Origin of the sequence: Pseudomonas sp. FSL R10-1350 (assembly GCF_009600525.1) — a bacterium.
In the GTDB taxonomy this organism is placed as follows: domain Bacteria; phylum Pseudomonadota; class Gammaproteobacteria; order Pseudomonadales; family Pseudomonadaceae; genus Aquipseudomonas; species Aquipseudomonas helleri.
Window position 1 is genome coordinate 1 of sequence record NZ_WIVR01000084.1, and the last position, 17,153, is coordinate 17,153.

Annotated in this window: 15 protein-coding genes and 2 pseudogenes; all 17 read right to left on the reverse strand. The window is 61.4% G+C overall.

The window, feature by feature from the left end:
* Positions 1 to 211 (reverse strand): annotated as a pseudogene (locus GHO25_RS23370) (urease accessory protein); the annotation flags it as partial.
* A 33-nt stretch (positions 212 to 244) separates the two neighbouring features.
* Entirely contained in the window at positions 245 to 943 is a 699-nt protein-coding gene (urtE, locus tag GHO25_RS23375) for an urea ABC transporter ATP-binding subunit UrtE (protein ID WP_048366540.1), read from the reverse strand.
* A 101-nt stretch (positions 944 to 1,044) separates the two neighbouring features.
* On the reverse strand, positions 1,045 to 1,890 hold the full coding sequence (gene urtD, locus GHO25_RS23380; protein WP_178110200.1) for an urea ABC transporter ATP-binding protein UrtD: 846 nt from the start codon (positions 1,888 to 1,890) through the stop codon (positions 1,045 to 1,047).
* On the reverse strand, positions 1,887 to 2,966 hold the full coding sequence (gene urtC, locus GHO25_RS23385; RefSeq protein ID WP_048366538.1) for an urea ABC transporter permease subunit UrtC: 1,080 nt from the start codon (positions 2,964 to 2,966) through the stop codon (positions 1,887 to 1,889). The genes urtD and urtC overlap by 4 nt, the downstream gene beginning before the upstream one ends.
* A complete protein-coding gene (gene urtB / locus GHO25_RS23390; protein ID WP_153392706.1) occupies positions 2,966 to 4,468 on the reverse strand; it encodes an urea ABC transporter permease subunit UrtB in 1,503 nt (500 codons plus the stop codon). Before urtB ends, urtC begins: the two co-directional genes overlap by 1 nt.
* A gap of 150 nt (positions 4,469 to 4,618) precedes the next feature.
* Positions 4,619 to 5,884: an urea ABC transporter substrate-binding protein gene (gene urtA, locus GHO25_RS23395; RefSeq protein WP_153392710.1), complete on the reverse strand. Its 1,266-nt coding sequence runs from the start codon at positions 5,882 to 5,884 to the stop codon at positions 4,619 to 4,621.
* Between the two features lie 200 nt (positions 5,885 to 6,084).
* Positions 6,085 to 7,095 (reverse strand): iron ABC transporter permease, encoded by a 1,011-nt coding sequence (locus GHO25_RS23400; RefSeq protein WP_153392713.1) that lies wholly within the window; start codon positions 7,093 to 7,095, stop codon positions 6,085 to 6,087.
* Positions 7,092 to 8,042 carry an ABC transporter substrate-binding protein gene (locus GHO25_RS23405; protein WP_153328442.1) on the reverse strand — a complete coding sequence of 317 codons (951 nt, stop codon included), beginning with the start codon at positions 8,040 to 8,042 and terminating at the stop codon, positions 7,092 to 7,094. The genes GHO25_RS23400 and GHO25_RS23405 overlap by 4 nt, the downstream gene beginning before the upstream one ends.
* Positions 8,039 to 8,827 carry an ABC transporter ATP-binding protein gene (locus tag GHO25_RS23410; protein WP_153392716.1) on the reverse strand — a complete coding sequence of 263 codons (789 nt, stop codon included), beginning with the start codon at positions 8,825 to 8,827 and terminating at the stop codon, positions 8,039 to 8,041. Before GHO25_RS23410 ends, GHO25_RS23405 begins: the two co-directional genes overlap by 4 nt.
* A gap of 101 nt (positions 8,828 to 8,928) precedes the next feature.
* A complete protein-coding gene (locus GHO25_RS23415) occupies positions 8,929 to 11,055 on the reverse strand; it encodes a TonB-dependent siderophore receptor (RefSeq protein ID WP_153392719.1) in 2,127 nt (708 codons plus the stop codon).
* A gap of 165 nt (positions 11,056 to 11,220) precedes the next feature.
* Positions 11,221 to 12,597 carry a PepSY domain-containing protein gene (locus tag GHO25_RS23420; RefSeq protein ID WP_153392722.1) on the reverse strand — a complete coding sequence of 459 codons (1,377 nt, stop codon included), beginning with the start codon at positions 12,595 to 12,597 and terminating at the stop codon, positions 11,221 to 11,223.
* 155 nt (positions 12,598 to 12,752) lie between these two features.
* A complete protein-coding gene (locus GHO25_RS23425; RefSeq protein WP_178110201.1) occupies positions 12,753 to 14,843 on the reverse strand; it encodes a TonB-dependent copper receptor in 2,091 nt (696 codons plus the stop codon).
* 100 nt (positions 14,844 to 14,943) lie between these two features.
* The gene (locus GHO25_RS23430) at positions 14,944 to 15,330 is read right to left on the reverse strand and encodes a DUF2946 domain-containing protein (RefSeq protein WP_153392728.1); all 387 of its coding nucleotides are present in this window, start codon (positions 15,328 to 15,330) and stop codon (positions 14,944 to 14,946) included.
* 47 nt (positions 15,331 to 15,377) lie between these two features.
* Positions 15,378 to 15,872, reverse strand: a complete 495-nt coding sequence (locus GHO25_RS23435; protein WP_048385371.1) for a copper chaperone PCu(A)C — start codon at positions 15,870 to 15,872, stop codon at positions 15,378 to 15,380.
* A gap of 47 nt (positions 15,873 to 15,919) precedes the next feature.
* Entirely contained in the window at positions 15,920 to 16,318 is a 399-nt protein-coding gene (locus GHO25_RS23440) for a DUF2946 domain-containing protein (RefSeq protein WP_048385373.1), read from the reverse strand.
* Positions 16,319 to 16,461: 143 nt separating this feature from the next.
* Positions 16,462 to 16,608 (reverse strand): annotated as a pseudogene (locus tag GHO25_RS23445) (DNA-binding protein); the annotation flags it as partial.
* 77 nt (positions 16,609 to 16,685) lie between these two features.
* Positions 16,686 to 17,153 (reverse strand): precorrin-6A/cobalt-precorrin-6A reductase (locus tag GHO25_RS23450; RefSeq protein ID WP_178110202.1); only part of this gene is annotated, 468 nt, incomplete at its 5' end.

Genomic DNA, 17,153 nt, shown 5'->3' on the forward strand with positions numbered 1-17,153 from the left:
GCCGGTCACCGCCTGCAATCCCGCCGGGCGGGTGGACGATGATGTGCTGGCACACTTCGGGGCCTTCGGCGTACAGGTGCTTTTGCACCCGCAGCGGGCCGAGGTGGCGGCGCAGGGTCGGGCGCGTACTGTCGCCAAAACGCCCATAGCCCAGCGCCAGCTCGGCGTGCCAGCTGGGGGTGAACAGCGCGGTGTTGGCAGGCACGTTCATATGTAGGACTTTTTACCCGGAAAGAGTGACAGATTAAATCGTCACCAGCCCGCGCACACCTTCTGTTTGCATATTTTCACCTCGGCCTTGCTGAACGATTTCGCCCCGCGACATCACCAGGTACTGATCGGCCAGTTCCTCGGCAAAGTCGTAGAACTGCTCCACCAGCAAAATGGCCATGTCGCCGCGTGCAGCGAGCATTTTGATCACTGCGCCGATCTCCTTGATCACCGAGGGCTGAATGCCTTCGGTGGGTTCGTCGAGGATCAGCAGTCGTGGCCGGCTGGCCAACGCCCGGCCAATCGCCAGTTGTTGCTGTTGGCCACCGGACAAATCCCCGCCACGCCGGTGCTTCATTTGCAGCAACACCGGGAACAGTTCGTAGATAAACGCAGGCACTTCGCGGGCTTCTGAGCCGGGAAAGCGCGACAGGCCCATCAGCAGGTTTTCTTCAACGGTGAGGCGCCCGAAAATCTCGCGCCCCTGGGGCACGTAGGCAATACCGGCGTGCACCCGCTGGTGGGGTTTGAGCGTGGTAATGGTCTTGCCTTCCCATTGCACGCTGCCTTCTTTGACCGGTAGCAAGCCCATCAGGCACTTGAGCAGCGTGGTTTTGCCCACGCCATTGCGCCCCAGCAGGCAGGTGACTTCGCCCACTTTGACCTCAAACGACAGGCCGCGCAGGATGTGGCTGCCGCCGTAGTACTGGTGCAGCTTTTCGACTTGAAGCATGTTCAGATTCCTTCATTCCTTTGTAGGAGCGAGCTTGTCTCGCGATCTTTTGATCTTCTAAAAGATCGCGAGACAAGCTCGCTCCTACAGGGGGATTTGATCTAACGACCCAGATACACCTCAATCACCCGTTCATCTGCCTGCACCTGCTCCAGCGAGCCTTCGGCCAGTACGCTGCCCTGGTGCAAGACGGTGACGTGGTCGGCGATGGCGCCGACAAAGCCCATGTCGTGCTCTACCACCATCAGCGAGTGTTTGCCTGCGAGGCTTTTGAACAGTTCGGCGGTGAACTCGGTTTCGGCGTCGGTCATGCCCGCTACTGGCTCGTCCAGCAGCAATAGTTGCGGGTCTTGCATCAGCAGCATGCCGATCTCCAGGAACTGCTTCTGGCCGTGGGACAGCAACCCGGCCTGACGCTGCGCCGAGCTGCTCAGGCGAATGGTCTCGAGCACTTCAGCAATGCGGTCTTTCTGCTCGCCGCTGAGGGTGGCGTGCAGGCTGGCCCACACTGATTTGTCGGTTTTCTGCGCCAGTTCGAGGTTTTCGAACACGCTCAAGGCTTCAAACACTGTGGGCTTCTGGAACTTGCGGCCAATCCCGGCCTGGGCAATCTGCACTTCGCTCATTTGCCGCAGGTCCAGGGTTTCCCCAAACCAGGCCTGGCCTTCGGTGGGCCGGGTCTTGCCGGTGATGACGTCCATCATCGTGGTTTTACCGGCACCGTTGGGGCCGATGATGCAGCGCAGTTCACCCACGCCGATGTACAGGTTGAGGTTGTTCAGGGCCTTGAAGCCATCGAAGCTGACGCTGATGTCTTCGAGCGTCAGGATGGTGCCGTGGCGGGTGTTCAGGCCCTTGCCAGCAGTGTGGCCCAAGCCGATGGCGTCGCGGCCGCTGCCTGAGTCCTTGCTGGGGTCGAGTACAGGTTCGAGCATGACGTTCCTCATTGTTCACCCCGTTTCTTCAACAGGCCGATGATGCCCTTGGGCAGGTACAGCGTGACGACGATAAACAGCGCGCCGAGGAAGAACAGCCAGTACTCAGGGAAGGCCACGGTGAACCAGCTCTTCATGCCGTTGACCACGCCCGCGCCGAGCAGCGGCCCGATCAGGGTGCCGCGCCCGCCCAGGGCGACCCACACGGCGGCTTCGATGGAGTTGGTCGGCGACATTTCACCGGGGTTGATGATGCCCACTTGCGGCACATACAACGCTCCGGCCAGGCCGCACAGCACCGCACTCAGCACCCAGACAAACAGCTTGAAACCCCGTGGGTCGTAGCCGCAGAACATCAGGCGGTTTTCGGCGTCGCGCAGTGCAGTCAGCACCCGGCCAAATTTACTGCGGGCCAGGCGCCAGCCGACAAACAGGCTGGCTACCAGCAACAGCACCGTGGCCAGAAACAGCACCGCCCGGGTGCCGGGCTCAGTGATGCCAAAGCCCAGAATGCTGCGAAAGTTGGTGAAGCCGTTGTTGCCGCCAAACCCGGTTTCGTTGCGGAAAAACAACAGCATCCCGGCGAAGGTCAACGCTTGGGTCATGATCGAGAAGTACACGCCTTTGATCCGCGAGCGGAAGGCAAAAAAACCGAACACCAGGGCCAGCAAACCGGGCGCCAGCACCACCAGGCACATCGCCCACCAGAAGTGCTCGGTACCGACCCAGTACCACGGCAATTCAGTCCACGATAAAAAGGTCATGAAGTCTGGCAACGCGTCGCCCGAGGCCTGGCGCATCAGGTACATGCCCATGGCATAGCCGCCCAGGGCAAAGAACAAGCCATGGCCCAGCGACAACAGCCCGGCATAACCCCAGACCAAGTCCAGCGCCAAGGCAACGATGGCGTAGCAGAGGATCTTGCCCACCAGTGTCAGGGTGTAGGCCGACACCTGGAACGGGCTGTCGGCGGGCAATAGCGAGAGCAGCGGCATGGCCAGCAGCACTAGCAGGATCAGGCCGCCGACCAGTGCGGTCACGGTGGGCCCGGCTTTTTGTGTGGCGGTAAGCATCAGAGGCTGATTCATCAGTCGATCACCCGTCCTTTAAGCGCGAAGAGACCTTGCGGGCGCTTCTGGATAAACAGAATGATCAGCCCCAGGATCAGGATTTTGCCGAGCACGGCGCCGATCTGTGGTTCAAGAATCTTGTTCGCGATGCCCAGCCCGAAGGCCGCGTACACGGTGCCCGCCAGTTGGCCGACGCCGCCCAGCACCACCACCAGAAACGAGTCGATGATGTAGCCCTGGCCAAGGTCCGGGCCGACGTTGCCGATCTGGCTCAAGGCCACGCCGCCGAGCCCGGCAATACCCGAACCCAGGCCGAAGGCGAGCATGTCCACGCGGCCGGTCGGTACGCCGCAGCAGGCGGCCATGTTGCGGTTCTGGGTGACGGCGCGCACGTTGAGGCCCAGGCGGGTTTTGTTCAGCAGAAGCCAGGTCAGGAACACCACGGCCAGGGCGAAGACGATAATCACCAGACGGTTGTACGGCAGCACCAGGTTGGGCAGCACTTGAATCCCGCCCGAAAGCCAGGCCGGGTTGGCCACTTCGACGTTTTGTGCGCCGAACAGCACGCGCACCAACTGGATCAGGATCAGGCTGATGCCCCACGTCGCCAGCAGGGTTTCCAGCGGGCGGCCATAGAGGTGACGAATGATGGTGCGCTCCAGCACCATGCCGATGGCGGCAGTCACGAAAAACGCTACCGGCAGGGCCAGCAACGGGTAGAACTCGATGGCGCCGGGGGCGAAGCGTTGAAACAGTAACTGCATGCAATAGGTCGAGTAGGCGCCGAGCATCAGCATCTCGCCGTGGGCCATGTTGATCACCCCCAGCAAGCCGAAGGTGATGGCCAGGCCGAGGGCCGCGAGCAGCAGAATCGAGCCCAGCGACAAGCCGCTAAAGGCTTGGCCGAGCAGGTCGCCGATCAGCAGTTTGCGTTTGACCTGGGCCAAGCTGGTTTCGGCTGCGGTGCGCACCGTGGCGTTGGTTTCGACGTCCGGTTGCAGCAGGTTTTCAAGGCGTGTGCGGGCCAGCGGTTCGCCGGTTTCACCGAGCAAACGCACGGCGCTCAAGCGTACGGCGGGGTCCGGATCGACCAGTTGCAGGTTGGCCAGCGCCAGGCTCAAAGCCGTGTGCACATCGTGGTCGGTTTCTTCTGCCAGTTGCTGGTCGAGAAATTTAAGCTGCGCGGGTTTGGCGGATTTTTGCAGTTGCTGGGCGGCGCTCAGCCGCAGTTTCGGGTCGGCGGCCAGCAGTTGGTGGCTGGCCAGAGCGGTCTCAACCAGCCCGCGAAGACGGTTGTTCAGGCGCAGGGTTTTGACCTGGCCGTCGACGGAGACTTGCCCCTGTTGCAGGCTGTTGATTAGTTCAACACGGGCGGGGGTGGGCTGGGCCGCCCAGCTTTCGAGGAGTTGGGCCTGCACCGAATTATTGGCCGCCGCGAAGTCGCTGGCGTCATCGGCGTAAGCGCCCAGTGGCAGCAACACCAAGAGTGCGCAGATAAAACGAAAAAGGGCAGTGGGCATAGTTTTAGCCTTGCGCAAATAGAAACAACTCAACATCCCTGTGGGAGCGGGCTTGCTCGCGATACATTCAATGCGGTCTTGGCAAGAAACCGTGTCGATACATTCGCGAGCAAGCCCGCTCCCACAGCGGCACAACGATGCTGCCGGGGGTTAGTTACTTTTCGCCGGGGCGTCCGGTTTTTTGTCGTTGCCAGGAATGAACGGGCTCCATGGCTGGGCGCGGATAGGCTCTGGGGTTTGCCATACCACGTTGAACTGGCCGTCATCCTGGATCTCGCCGATCATCACCGGCTTGTGCAGGTGGTGGTTGGTTTTGTCCATGGTCAGGGTGTAACCCGACGGCGCGGCGAAGGTCTGCCCGGCCATGGCCTCGCGGACTTTGTCGACATCGGTAGACTTGGCTTTTTCAGCCGCCTGCGCCCACATATGAATGCCCACGTAGGTGGCTTCCATCGGGTCGTTGGTCACGGCTTTGTCAGCGCCCGGCAAGTTGTGGGCCTTGGCGTAGGCTTTCCAGTCGTCGACAAACTTCTTGTTGACCGGGTTATCCACCGATTCGAAGTAGTTCCAGGCGGCGAGGTTGCCCACCAATGGTTTGGTGTCGATGCCGCGCAGTTCTTCTTCGCCCACCGAGAACGCAATCACCGGCACGTCGGTGGCTTTCAGGCCCTGGTTGGCCAGCTCTTTATAGAACGGCACGTTGGAGTCGCCGTTCACGGTGGAGATCACCGCGGTCTTGCCACCTGCCGAGAACTTTTTGATGTTGGACACGATGGTCTGGTAATCGCTGTGACCAAACGGCGTGTAGACCTCCTGGATGTCCTTGTCGGCTACGCCCTTGGAGTGCAAGAACGCACGCAGGATTTTGTTGGTGGTGCGCGGGTACACGTAGTCGGTGCCCAGCAACACGAAGCGCTTGGCGCTGCCGCCGTCTTCGCTCATCAAATACTCAACCGCCGGGATGGCTTGCTGGTTAGGCGCTGCACCGGTGTAGAACACGTTGGGCGACATCTCTTCGCCTTCGTATTGCACCGGGTAGAACAGCAGGCCGTTGAGTTCTTCAAACACCGGCAGTACCGATTTACGGGACACCGAGGTCCAGCAACCGAACACCACCGCGACCTTGTCCTGGGTCAGCAACTGGCGGGCTTTTTCGGCAAACAGCGGCCAGTTGGAAGCCGGGTCGACCACCACCGGTTCGAGCATCTTGCCGTTCACCCCGCCCTTGGCGTTGATCTCGTCGATGGTCATCAAGGCCATGTCTTTGAGCGAGGTTTCAGAGATCGCCATGGTCCCGGACAACGAATGCAGAATCCCCACCTTGATGGTTTCGGCGGCTTGTACCGTCCAGGTCAGACCCATGGCGGCAATGGATGCCGAGAGGGTGAACGCTTTGATCAAGCTACGACGCTTCATGGGCCGATCTCCAGATGTCTCGTTGTTTTAAGGGTCGATACGAACACTGGGAGGGTTTTTGCAAGGTCTGTGCCGAAGTGGTGCGAGGGCTCTGTAATGGGGCTTGTGGACAATGTTGTGAGTTTTGGCGCACCAGTTCGGAGCCTGAAGTCGGCTTTGGTGCGCAGCGTGCGCGCTGCTGGTGCAGGGGGGGAGAAGAGTTATCGCTTGCGCATTAAACCGATAAAGAACAACCCGCCGATGGCCGCCGTGGCCACCCCGATGGGCAAGTCTTCGGGGGCGATCAGGGTACGGGCGGCGACGTCGACCCAGACCAGAAACACGCTGCCCAGCAGCGCCGACACCGGCAGTAAACGCCGGTGTTCAGCGCCCACCAGACGCCGGGCGATATGCGGGATCATCAGGCCGACAAAGCCGATGGAACCGCTGATGGCCACCAGTACGCCGGTCATCAGCGAGGCGATCAAGAACACCTTGAGCCGTACATTGCGCGCATTCAGGCCGAGGGTGACAGCGGTTTGCTCGCCAGCCATCAGGGCGTTCAGCGGGCGGGCCATGCCCAGCAGTAAAAACAGCCCCAGCACCACCACGGCACTGGGCACGGCCAGCAGTTCCCAGCGGGCCAGCCCGAGGCCCCCGAGCATCCAGAACAGCACAGCAGAACTGGCGCGGTGATCGCCCAAAAACAGCAAAGTGTTGGCCACCGCCATCATCACGAACGACACGGCCACGCCACTCAGCAGCAGGCGGTCGCTATCCAGACGCCCCTGACGACTGGCGATGGCCAGTACCAGTAGCATGCTCAGCAGGGCGCCGATAAAGGCGGCAATGGGCAAGGTCAGCAGGCCGACGATTTCGCCCACGTGCAGCACCACAATCACCGCGCCCAACGTCGCGCCGCTGGTGACGCCGAGCAAGTGCGGATCAGCCAGCGGGTTGCGGGTCACGGCTTGTAGCACCGCCCCGATCAACGCCAGGCCCGCCCCCACCAGGGCGCCGAGCAGCATGCGCGGCACGCGGATCAGCCACACGATGTGCTCCTGGCCAGCGCTCCAGCTCACCTCGCCGAGACCAAATACTTTGTTCAACACAATGTGCCACACCACGTCGACCGGCACCCGCGCCGGGCCAAAGCCCAGCGACACCACACATGACACCAGCAGCAGTGCGCCAAGGCTGATCAGTAACAGGGCGTAGCGGTTAGACATCATTGTGGGTGAAACCCTTTGGCCAGGGTTTCGATGGCCAGCACGTTGTCGATGCCCGGCGTGGCTTGCACGTAGGGGATGACGATAAAGCGTTTGTGCTTGATGGCGTCCACCGATTGCAGGGCCGGGTTGGTTTCGAGAAAGCGCTGCTTTTGCTCGGCGGTGACTTCGCTGTAGTCGACGATCACGATGACCTCAGGGTTGCGCTCGACCACGGTTTCCCAGTTAACGCGGGTCCAGCTGGCGTCGATGTCGCTGAGGATGTCATCGCCACCCGCGGCTTCAATCAAGGCGTGGGGGATGCCCAGCTTGCCGGAAGTCATGGCGCGGTCTTCGCCGCTGTCATACAGAAACACCCGGGGTTTTGACGCCGGAAGGGCCTTCTGCACGTCGGCGATTTTGGCCTGCATCTGCGCGATCAATGCGTTGGCGCGGTCTTGCACGTCGAAGATTTTGCCGAGGTTGCGCAAGTCGTTGTAGGTATCTTCCATGCTGGCTGGAGGGCGCTTCATCACAAACGCGCACGACTCGGTCAGCTCATACACGTTGATACCCAGCGGGGTGAGGGTGTGCGGCGTGAGGTCACCACCCACACGCATGCCGTAATCCCAACCGGCGAAGAAGAAATCAACGTTGGCATTGAGCAGGGTTTCAACCGACGGGTACTTGCTGGCCAGCTCGGGCAGGCCATCGAGAATGGCCTTCATCTCGGGCGTGACCGACTTCCAGCCACTGATGCCGCTGTACCCGGCCATGCGCGGCTTGAGGCCCAGGGCGAGCATCATTTGGGTCATGTTGATGTCGTGGCTGACCGCGTGTTTGGGCGCTTGCGTGAAGGTCACGTCACGGTTGCAGCTTTTAATCGTCAGCGGGTAGGTCGTGGCGTCGGCCTGAGCCAGTTGTGCGCCGAATAAAGCAGCCAGGCACAGGGCGAGACGGATCAGCTTCATGGTTGGGTTATCCAGGTAATGCGGGGGTAGCCGGACAGTGGATGGTCGTCGACCAGCGCGTCCACGCCGAAAACGTTGCGTAATAATTCAACGGTCAACACCTCGCGCGGCGTGCCGCTGGCGATGATCTTGCCGTGGTTGATCACGTACAGCCGATCACAAAAAGCCGCCGCCAGATTCAGGTCGTGGATGCTGGCCAGGGTACCGATTTTCAGGCGCTTGACCCGTTGCAGCAGCTCCAACTGATAGCGCGGGTCGAGGTGGTTGGTCGGCTCGTCGAGGATCAGCAGGTCGGGTTGCTGGGTCAGGGCGCGGGCCAGGATCACACGCTGTTTTTCGCCGCCCGAGAGGGTGGCGAAGGCGTGGTCTTCAAAGCCTTGCAGGCCGACGGATTCGAGGGCGTCTCTGGCCAGTTCGCGGTCGGCCTGGGTGTCGCCGTCAAACAGGCCTTTGTGCGGGGTACGGCCCATGGCGACCACTTCATCAACGGTCAGGCCAAAGGCGTCCGGAAATTCTTGCAGCACCACGGCGATGCGCTGGGCGCACCAGCGTGGTGACTGTTGCCACAGGTTGTGCGGGCCGAGATGAACCTCGCCCTCTTCGGGCTTGCTGAAGCGATAAGCACAGCGCAACAGGCTGGTTTTACCGCTGCCGTTGGGCCCGATCAGCCCCACAAACTCACCGGCCGCGACGTGCAGGTTGGCATCACGCAGCTTGAACTGGTGATGACAATGGCCGTGGCCCAAGGGCGTCCAGGCGAGTTTGGTGAGGGTGAGCTGAGTCATGCATTTACCGGTCAATCCTGTAGGAGCGAGCTTGCCTCGCGATCTTTTAAAAGATCAAAAGATCGCGAGGCAAGCTCGCTCCTACAGGGGGTTAGATGTGCTTAGAAGGTGTAATCCGCCGTCACGAAGACCGAACGCGGTTCACCCATGATCCATTGTTGGCCGTCATTGTATTGGCTTAAGGCGTATTGGCGGTTGAACAAATTGTTTACGCGCAGCCCCAAGGTGGTTTTTGGCAGGGCTTTCCAGCTCACGGTGGCATCCACCACGGTGTAGCTTGGCAGCACGGCGGTGTTGGCCAGGTCTGCGTAACGCGCGTCGACATAGCGCACACCGGCGCCCGCGTTCACGTCGTCGGTCACGGCTTTGCTCAACCACAGGTTGGCGGTACGGCGCGGTACTTCGGCGGGGCGGTTGCCTTTGAGCGACACGCCGCCCTGATCGAATTTGTCGTATTGCGCACGGACGATGGCGGCGTTGGCCTGGAGTTGCCAGCGGTGTGGCAGTTGCAGATCAAGGCTGGCTTCCAGGCCTTTGGAGGACTGTTCGCCCACTTGCAGCGTGCGGGTGAAGTCGGCCGGGTCAGTGGTCAGCAAATCCTTTTTGACGATGTGATACGCCGCCAGTGTCCACTCGCCGCGCTGGTCCCAGAACAGTTGCTTGAAGCCGACTTCGGTCTGGCGCGCATGGGCCAGGCCAAAGTTTTGCTGGTTCTGGCTCAGGCTGATCAAACCGCCGACGCCATCGACGCTGGTGGCTTGTTGGGCGTAAACCGAGGTGTCCGGGGTCAGTTCGTACACCAGCCCGACTTTCCAGCTGTTGGCCGACAGGCTGCGGTCACTGTGGGTGGAGTCGCCCGTGTCAGAGAAATCATCGCGGTCCAGGTGCACCATGTCGCGGCGCACGCCGGTCACCAGCGACAGCTGATCGGTCAGCTCGGTGCGGTTTTCGGCGAACAGCGAAAACTGCTGCGTGGTGGTGGTGAACTGGTCGCGGTAAGGCGAAGCACTTTGCCATTGGCCACGGTCCGGGTGGTACAGGTCGATCGGCTGGCCGTCTGCGTCCACGTCGTGGTACGGCGAGTTGCTGTGCAAATTGAAGTGGATACGGTTGTAGTCCATGCCCACCAGGGTTTTGCTCTTGAGGCCGAACAGGTCATGGCTGAGCGCGAAGGTCTGGCGGTCGCCGACCTGTTCCTGCTCATGCTTGATGCTGAAATAGCCGCCGCGCAGCAGGGTTTGGCTGGCCTCGTCCCAGGCGTGGTTTTCGGCGTTCTGCCAACGGCGCTGGGCTTTGAGGTAATACAGTTCGTTGGTGGCGGTCAGGTTGTCGTTGATCCGCCATTCGCTGTTCAGGCGCGTCCACTGATCGTTGTAGTGCAGCTTGGCGTCACTGACGTTGTAGTTCTTGTCGCGCAGGCCCTTGTGATAACGGCCATTGATCAGCGGCACGCCGAAATCGTTTTGCGGCTCCTGGTCGCCGTAGTCGTGGCTCAGGGTGAACGCCAGATCATCCGTGGCCTGCCAGCGCAGGGCCGCGCTGATAAAAGTGTTTTCAGAATCGCCGTGGTCGATCCAGCCATTGCTCTGGGTATGGTTGATGTTCAACCGGTAGCTCAGGGTGTCGGTCAGCGAGCCGCCGCTGTCCAGTGCCTGCTGTTGGCGATCGTAGGAGCCGTAGCCGACGCGGATGTGGTTTTCGATCTCGCCGCTGAAAGGTTTTTTCGGGATCACGTTGATCACCGCCCCGGTTGCGCCTTCGCCATACAACACCGACGCCGGGCCGCGCAGCACGTCGATGCGCTCAACCGACCAGTCGTCCACCGGGAAGGTCACGGTGCCCGCGCCGCTGTACATGCGAGTGCCGTCGTACAGCTGCATGACCGAACCTTCGCCGACAAAACCGCGCGCCGAGTACGCCGAACCGCCATTGCCCGGCGAGCCGGTAAAGCTGATGCCGGTGGTGCGGGTTACGGCGTCCTGCACGCTGCTGTCGCCACGGGCGCGGATCTGCGCGCCGGTCAGGCTTTCGACGCTGGCCGGGGTTTCGAGGCTGCTGAGGTTCAGGCGCGAACCGGCGGTGGTGGCGGTTTTGAGGTCGATGCTTTCGGCATCGATTTCAGGGGCGGTGATGGTGGCGGCAGGCAGCATCAGAGACGGCGCGGTGTCATCCGCGTGGGCGCTGTTAACCACCAGCAGGCAAAGGCTGGAAAGCAGGTACTTGTTCATTAGGGCAGTGAGTCGCTTTTTTCTGGAGGTGTGCCCGCTGCCTCCTGGCGGCGGGTGATCGAGCTTAAATTGTTTTGTTACACAGTAACAACAATTTCTCGCGTGATACTGGCGTGCCAGTATCCACATATCTCTGGATCGCGCATCTCGGATGTTTCATCCCCACTATGAGGCACGCTCATGTTGAGGTTTTGAGCGCACGAGCAGCAGTAAACGGTCGAGCAGCCAGACGCCAATCAACGAGGCTCCGACCAAGGGGAACGCCACCGCCAGGGCGAGGATGATCACCACCCCGGTTTTCCAGGTCGGCAGGTCATGGCGCAGCGGCGGTACGCCCAGCCCGCCTTTGGGGCGGCGTTTCCACCAGATCACCAGGCCGCTGGTCGAACTCAGCAGGATCATCAGGCAGATCAGCAGAATCGCGATCTGGTTCAGCGAGCCGAACAGCTTGCCTTCGTGCAGCATCACGCCCATCTCCGTGGCGCGGGCGACGTTGCTGTAATGCTGCCAACGCACATCGGCCAGGACCTCGCCGGTGTACTGATCGACATGCAGGGTGGCGTCGTTGCGCGGGTCGTCAGCGAACACCGCAATGGTAAACACGCCTTGTGCCGTGGTGGGCAGGGTGATGCTGTAGCCGGGTTCGACCTTGCGCGTGCTGGCGGTGTCGACCACCTGTTGCAAGGTGATGCCGGGCGCCGCCGGGCCAGACGTGTGAGCGCCGTGGGCCATGTGCTCGGCATGCGCGCCAGACACCGGCATCGGTGTGTTTTCCATGGCCCAGGGCACGGTCTGGCGGGCGGCGCTGTTCAGGGTGCGGGCTTCAACGTCTGATTGGGGCACGTTGTTCCACATAGCAGCGGGGAACTGGTTCCACAGGTCGGCGTATTGCTTGCCCCAGAAGCCGGTCCAGGTCATACCGCTGATCAGCATGAACAACAGCAAGGCTGCGCCCCAGAACCCGGTAACGGCATGCAGGTCGCGCCACAAGACCCGGCCGCGACGGCTCAAGCGCGGCCACAAGATACCCGCCGCAGATTGCCCGCGCGGCCACCACAGGTACAGGCCGGACACCACCAGCACCACGCCCCAGCCAGCGGCGAGTTCCACCAGCCGGTCACCGAGGGTGCCGATCATCAACTCGCCGTGCAGGGCACGGGCCACGGCTTGCAGGTTGAGCTTGGCATCTTGCTCGCCCAGCACTTCACCGCTGTACGGGTTGATAAACACATTGAGCTGGCGCCCGGCGTTGCTGAGCACAAATTGCGCGCTGCGTTCAGGGTTGATCGGCGGCAGGTACTGGCTGATATGGCTCTGTGGATAAGTGGCCTGCACGCGCTGGAGCTGGTCGTCGGCACTGAGGCGGTGATGGCCGGGGCTGACGTTGATCAGATGGTCGTAGAGCAAAGGGTCGAGCTGGGGTTTGAACAGGTAAATAATCCCGGTCAGGGCCAGCAGAATCATGAACGGCGCGACAAACAGCCCGGCATAGAAATGCCAGCGCCAGGCCAGGTTGTAGAACGACGGTGTGGGTTGGCTCATCAGGAGCGGCTCCGCAAAGTTAACGATTTATTGTCGAATGCAAACCCCGTGGGAGCGGGCTTGCTCGCGATGCAGGCGACGAGGTGTTCAGTTGCCCCGCAGTGCTGCCATCGCGAGCAAGCCCGCTCCCACAAAGAGTTACAGCGCTCTGATTGTTAGAAACTCACATCAACCTTGGTCCAGAGTGTGCGGCCTGGTTCGTTGATCGCGGTCGGGTCGTTTGACGGGTAGCCAAACCCGGCGTTGCCCGCCATGTTCAGGTGCTCGCTGTAGGTTTTATCCAGCAGGTTGTCGACCCCGGCGCTGACCTTGAGGTTTTTGTTGATGCGGTACGCGCCGTTCAACGAGAACACGCCAAAGCCGGCGCTCTTGCCGTAGTCCTTGCCGACCACGTTGCCCGCGTTGCGGTCGATGCGGTCCTGGCGTGCAACCACACGCCACAGGGCGCCAGCGCTCCAGTCGTCTTCGCTGTAGGTCAGGCCGAGGCGGGTGTCCAGCGGCGGCATCTGCGGCAGGGCTTTACCGTCCGTGGTGTTTTTGCCCCAGGCGTAGGCCAGGGTCGCGTCGGCTTTCCAGTGTTCGGTCAGTTGATACGCGGCGCCCAATTCGCCGCCCATGATGCGGGCGTTGATGTTCTGCGCCTGGGAGCTGGTTTGTGTGTAATCGAACAGGATGTAGTGGTGAATCACCCCGGCATAGGCCGACACCCAGGCTTCGAGGTCCTGGGTTTTGTATTGCAGGCCGACGTCGAGCTGGGTGGTTTTTTCAGGTTTGATCGCGTCGAAGGCGTTCACCGAACCGGCCGGGCCGGAGTTGGGCGAAAACAGTTCCCAGTAGTCCGGGAAGCGCTGTACATGGCCCAAGCCTGCGTACACCGTGGTCGGGCTGTTGGCCATGTCATGTTCATAACGTACAAAGCCGCTGGGCAGGGTGTCGGCGCGGGTGTTGTCCCGGGTCGGGTTGGGCTTGCTCATCATCCCCGAGCCTAGCCGGGCCCGGAAATCCTTGGCCGAGGCGCGGTCCAGACGGGCGCCGGTGATCACGCGATCGCGCTCGGCGGCGTACCAGGTCAACTCGGCAAAGGCGCCGTAGTTGTGGAAATCGGCGTCCTTGGTCCAGTTCTGCGCCTTGTAGGTGTCGATGCCCATGCCGGAGCGGGTGCGGTGTTCGTTGGTTTGCGCGTCGATGCCGCTGATCAACTGCACATCGGCCCAGCGCCAGGTGGCTTTGATGCGTGCGCCGAGGGTGCGCCGGTCAACGTTAACGCCCATGGGCCCGGCCATCATGCCGGTGCCGGACGGGGTGCGCAGGGTGTAGTTGTCCATCACATGGTCGGCGTAGTTGTAGTAGACCTGCGCTTCGAGCTTGTCGAGCACGTCGCCGATGTTGGACTTTTCAAAGCGCAGGCCGAGGCTTTCACGCTTGTACTGGCTGCCGTCCATGCCACGTCCGGCCGAGCGGGCTTCGCCATCGCCCTTGCCAGCGGTGAGTTCGAGCAGGGTGTCGGCGTCCGGGGTCCAGCCGAGGGCAACATCGCCGTTCCATTTGTCGTAGCGCGACGGCACGGTGTGGCCGTCACCGTCTTTGTAGTCGTCGGAGTGGGCGGTGTTGCCGACGACCCGCAGGTAGCCCTGCGTGCCCCCGACGGCGGCATCGAGGGTCTTGTCGAAACGCCCGTTGGAGCCTGCCAGCACGCTGGCGTTGATGCGCGAACCCAGCTCACCGAAATGCTCAGGCTCGCGCTCAAACAGCACCGTACCCGCTGAGGAGCCCGGCCCCCATTGCACGCTTTGCGGGCCTTTGATGACGGTGAGTTTGTCGTAGGTTTCGGGGGCGATGTAGGAGGTTGGCGTGTCCATACGGCCGGGGCAGGCGCCGATCATCTGGCCGCCGTTGGTGAGGATGTTGAGCCGCGACCCGAACATGCCGCGCAAGATCGGCTCGCCGTTGGTGCCGCCATTACGGATCAGGGCAAAGCCGGGGATGGTCTTCAAATAATCCCCGCCATCGCTGGCAGGCACCGGCTGGCGCGGATCTTTGGGGTTGGTGACGATGGTCAGCGGCGAGCTGGGGGCGATGGCGGTAATCACCAGCGGGCTGATTTCATTGGCGTGTGTGGCGTGCTCGTCAAGTGTCTCGGCGGCCAGGGCAGCGGGTGCCAGCAACGCGCAGCACAGTGTGCTCAGGGCAAAGGGCAACACCGTGTGGGCGTGAGGCAAACGGGAGGCAGCAGTAAAGCGGGTCATAGGCATTCCAGTATTCAAGCGAAAACAACACGGCCGACGCCCTGCGGCTGTCTAGAGCAGCGCCTGCAGGTCGGCCAGGTAGAGGATGTTGTGAACGTGCTTAAACGAATGCCGGAGGCGCCCGCGCGCGGGCGCCGGGGAAGATCGGTTGTTGCGCATGCCCCAGCCGTGTGGGCTGTGCCAGATAACTTTTGGGGCGCAGCGAGTCGAACAGGGTGATGTCAGCGGTGTGCGGCAGCGCCGGACAACTGAACAACAGCGTGCAGTAACCGCATTTTTCCCACAGTGCATGGTGCTCGGTAGACGGCGCGTGATGCCCGGCGTGTTCGCCGTGCGCCGACATGTCCATGTCCATGCCCATCTCCATGGACATCGGCATCGACATGGAGCCGTGATGATTCATCGGCACCGCTTGGGAAATCAGCGGGCCGATAAAAATCATCAGCATGGCAAACAGGCTCAGCCAACTGCCGCGAATCTGCGACATGGAGTGCCTGGCGCGAGGGGCGCGCATGGGGCTCAAAACCGGGGTCGTTAGTGAGCGTGCATGTGTTCCATGCTGTCTTCAGGGGGCTGTTTTTGCACCGAGACTTCAACCGGTATGTCACCGGCTTTCTCGAAGTGCAGGGTCAGCGGGAAGCGTTTGCCGTCTTGCAGCAGGCTGCGATCTTTAATATCGACCAGCATCACGTGGTACGCCATCGGCCCGAAGGTCACCGTGCCACCGGGGGCAACGACAACGTCGGTCACTGGCTGCATGCGCATCATGTCGCCTTGCATCACGTGCTGGTGCAGCTCGGCGCCCCCGGCAATCGGGGTGTCGGCGCTGAGCAGGCGGTCGGCGGTGCTGCCGGTGTTATGGATCACAAAGTACGCGGCCACGGTGGGCGCGTTGGGTGGCAGTTCTTGCGACCACGGATGAGTGATTTGCAGATCACCGCTTTTGTATTCGTGGGCGTTGGCAAAACAGGCAGGCAACAACAAAGCCGCCGCAATAACGGCGTGCTTGAACAGTGACAGGTTCAACATGGTCATTCTCCGAAATGATTCAGGCGCAAAAAGGTTGCGAGGGCGAATCAGACCAGAGGGGAAGCGCGGGGGTTAAGGCTCGGCCATTGCTGGCGCGGGGTGGGCCGTTTGAGGTGGTCGGGGAGCTGACTGTGGCCCCGTTCAATCGCGGCGAAATACAGCGTGGGGATATGCGCGGGCAGCGCCACCAGCGGCGCCGAGCCTGAGCAGCACCAGCAATGCTGCATGTTTGAGTGATCGTCTTTGTGGCTGTCGGCGGTGTCAAACTTGCCCAGCGACACGGCCACCATCTTGGTGCCCGTGGAGGTGCAGAAACTGCTCCACATCACCTGCTCGGCCGGCTCGCTGCCAGTGGATGCCATGGCCCCGCCCATCGACATGGCGAGCATGTTGAACAGCACTGCGAAGCAGGCGATCCAGGCAAATGCAAACCGTTGTCGGGACATGACACATTCCATGAGTGAAGCGATCAAGGCGGCTATTTAGCCTGAATGGCCTGCGTAAGTAAAAAGGCCGTGTGTGTGGCGAAATGTCGCGTTAATCAACGTCAGGGGAGATACGGCGTTGATATTGGTAGTGAGTTCTGAGTTTGGGCGCGGGCAATATCGCTCAGAGCAGCACGAATCAAGCTACCGTCCCCGCTATCTTCTTGACAGCAGGCATCTAGATAAGCCGCCATGTCTTCAGGACTTTTTAAGTAGCTAGCAATATCAAATTGGGTGATTTCTTCACTCATTTTTGCTCCTCATAATCCAGGCTGGTGGCTATTTATTTCGAGTCACTTATCTGTTGTTACTGATTAAGAAGTTGGTTCTACAGTCGATGTAAAGCCTCTAGCAATTGCGTAGCCGTCCAAAACTCGCGATCTACTTGCGGCAACACCGGCCGCTTGAGAATCAACACCGGCACCCCGCGTTCGCGGGCGACTTCGAGCTTGGGTTCGGTGGCGCTGCTGCCGCTGTTTTTGCTGATCAGGACGTCGATGCGGCGTTGCTCAAACAGTGCACGTTCTTCTTCGATCCGGAAGGGGCCGCGGGCGCCGATGACGTCACAGCGCTCATTGCCGGGGTACACATCGAGGGCGCGCAAGGTCCAGAACTGCTGTTGCGGGATTTCGTCCAGATGCTCCAGTGGCTCTCGGCCCAGTGTGAACAGCGGGCGCTGGAAGGGTTTGAGGGCCTCAACCAGTTCGGCCCAGTCGGCCACTTCGCGCCAGTCATCGCCTGCTTGAGGCGCCCACGCCGGGCGACGCAGCGCCCAGCACGGGACGCCGCTGAGGGC

Coding starts and splice junctions, on each gene's coding strand:
- urtE (WP_048366540.1), bottom strand. CDS start 943: ATGCTTCAAGTCGAAAAGCTGCACCAGTACTACGGCGGCAGCCACATC.
- urtD (WP_178110200.1), bottom strand. CDS start 1,890: ATGAGGAACGTCATGCTCGAACCTGTACTCGACCCCAGCAAGGACTCA.
- urtC (WP_048366538.1), bottom strand. CDS start 2,966: ATGAATCAGCCTCTGATGCTTACCGCCACACAAAAAGCCGGGCCCACC.
- urtB (WP_153392706.1), bottom strand. CDS start 4,468: ATGCCCACTGCCCTTTTTCGTTTTATCTGCGCACTCTTGGTGTTGCTG.
- urtA (WP_153392710.1), bottom strand. CDS start 5,884: ATGAAGCGTCGTAGCTTGATCAAAGCGTTCACCCTCTCGGCATCCATT.
- GHO25_RS23400 (WP_153392713.1), bottom strand. CDS start 7,095: ATGATGTCTAACCGCTACGCCCTGTTACTGATCAGCCTTGGCGCACTG.
- GHO25_RS23405 (WP_153328442.1), bottom strand. CDS start 8,042: ATGAAGCTGATCCGTCTCGCCCTGTGCCTGGCTGCTTTATTCGGCGCA.
- GHO25_RS23410 (WP_153392716.1), bottom strand. CDS start 8,827: ATGACTCAGCTCACCCTCACCAAACTCGCCTGGACGCCCTTGGGCCAC.
- GHO25_RS23415 (WP_153392719.1), bottom strand. CDS start 11,055: ATGAACAAGTACCTGCTTTCCAGCCTTTGCCTGCTGGTGGTTAACAGC.
- GHO25_RS23420 (WP_153392722.1), bottom strand. CDS start 12,597: ATGAGCCAACCCACACCGTCGTTCTACAACCTGGCCTGGCGCTGGCAT.
- GHO25_RS23425 (WP_178110201.1), bottom strand. CDS start 14,843: ATGACCCGCTTTACTGCTGCCTCCCGTTTGCCTCACGCCCACACGGTG.
- GHO25_RS23430 (WP_153392728.1), bottom strand. CDS start 15,330: ATGTCGCAGATTCGCGGCAGTTGGCTGAGCCTGTTTGCCATGCTGATG.
- GHO25_RS23435 (WP_048385371.1), bottom strand. CDS start 15,872: ATGTTGAACCTGTCACTGTTCAAGCACGCCGTTATTGCGGCGGCTTTG.
- GHO25_RS23440 (WP_048385373.1), bottom strand. CDS start 16,318: ATGTCCCGACAACGGTTTGCATTTGCCTGGATCGCCTGCTTCGCAGTG.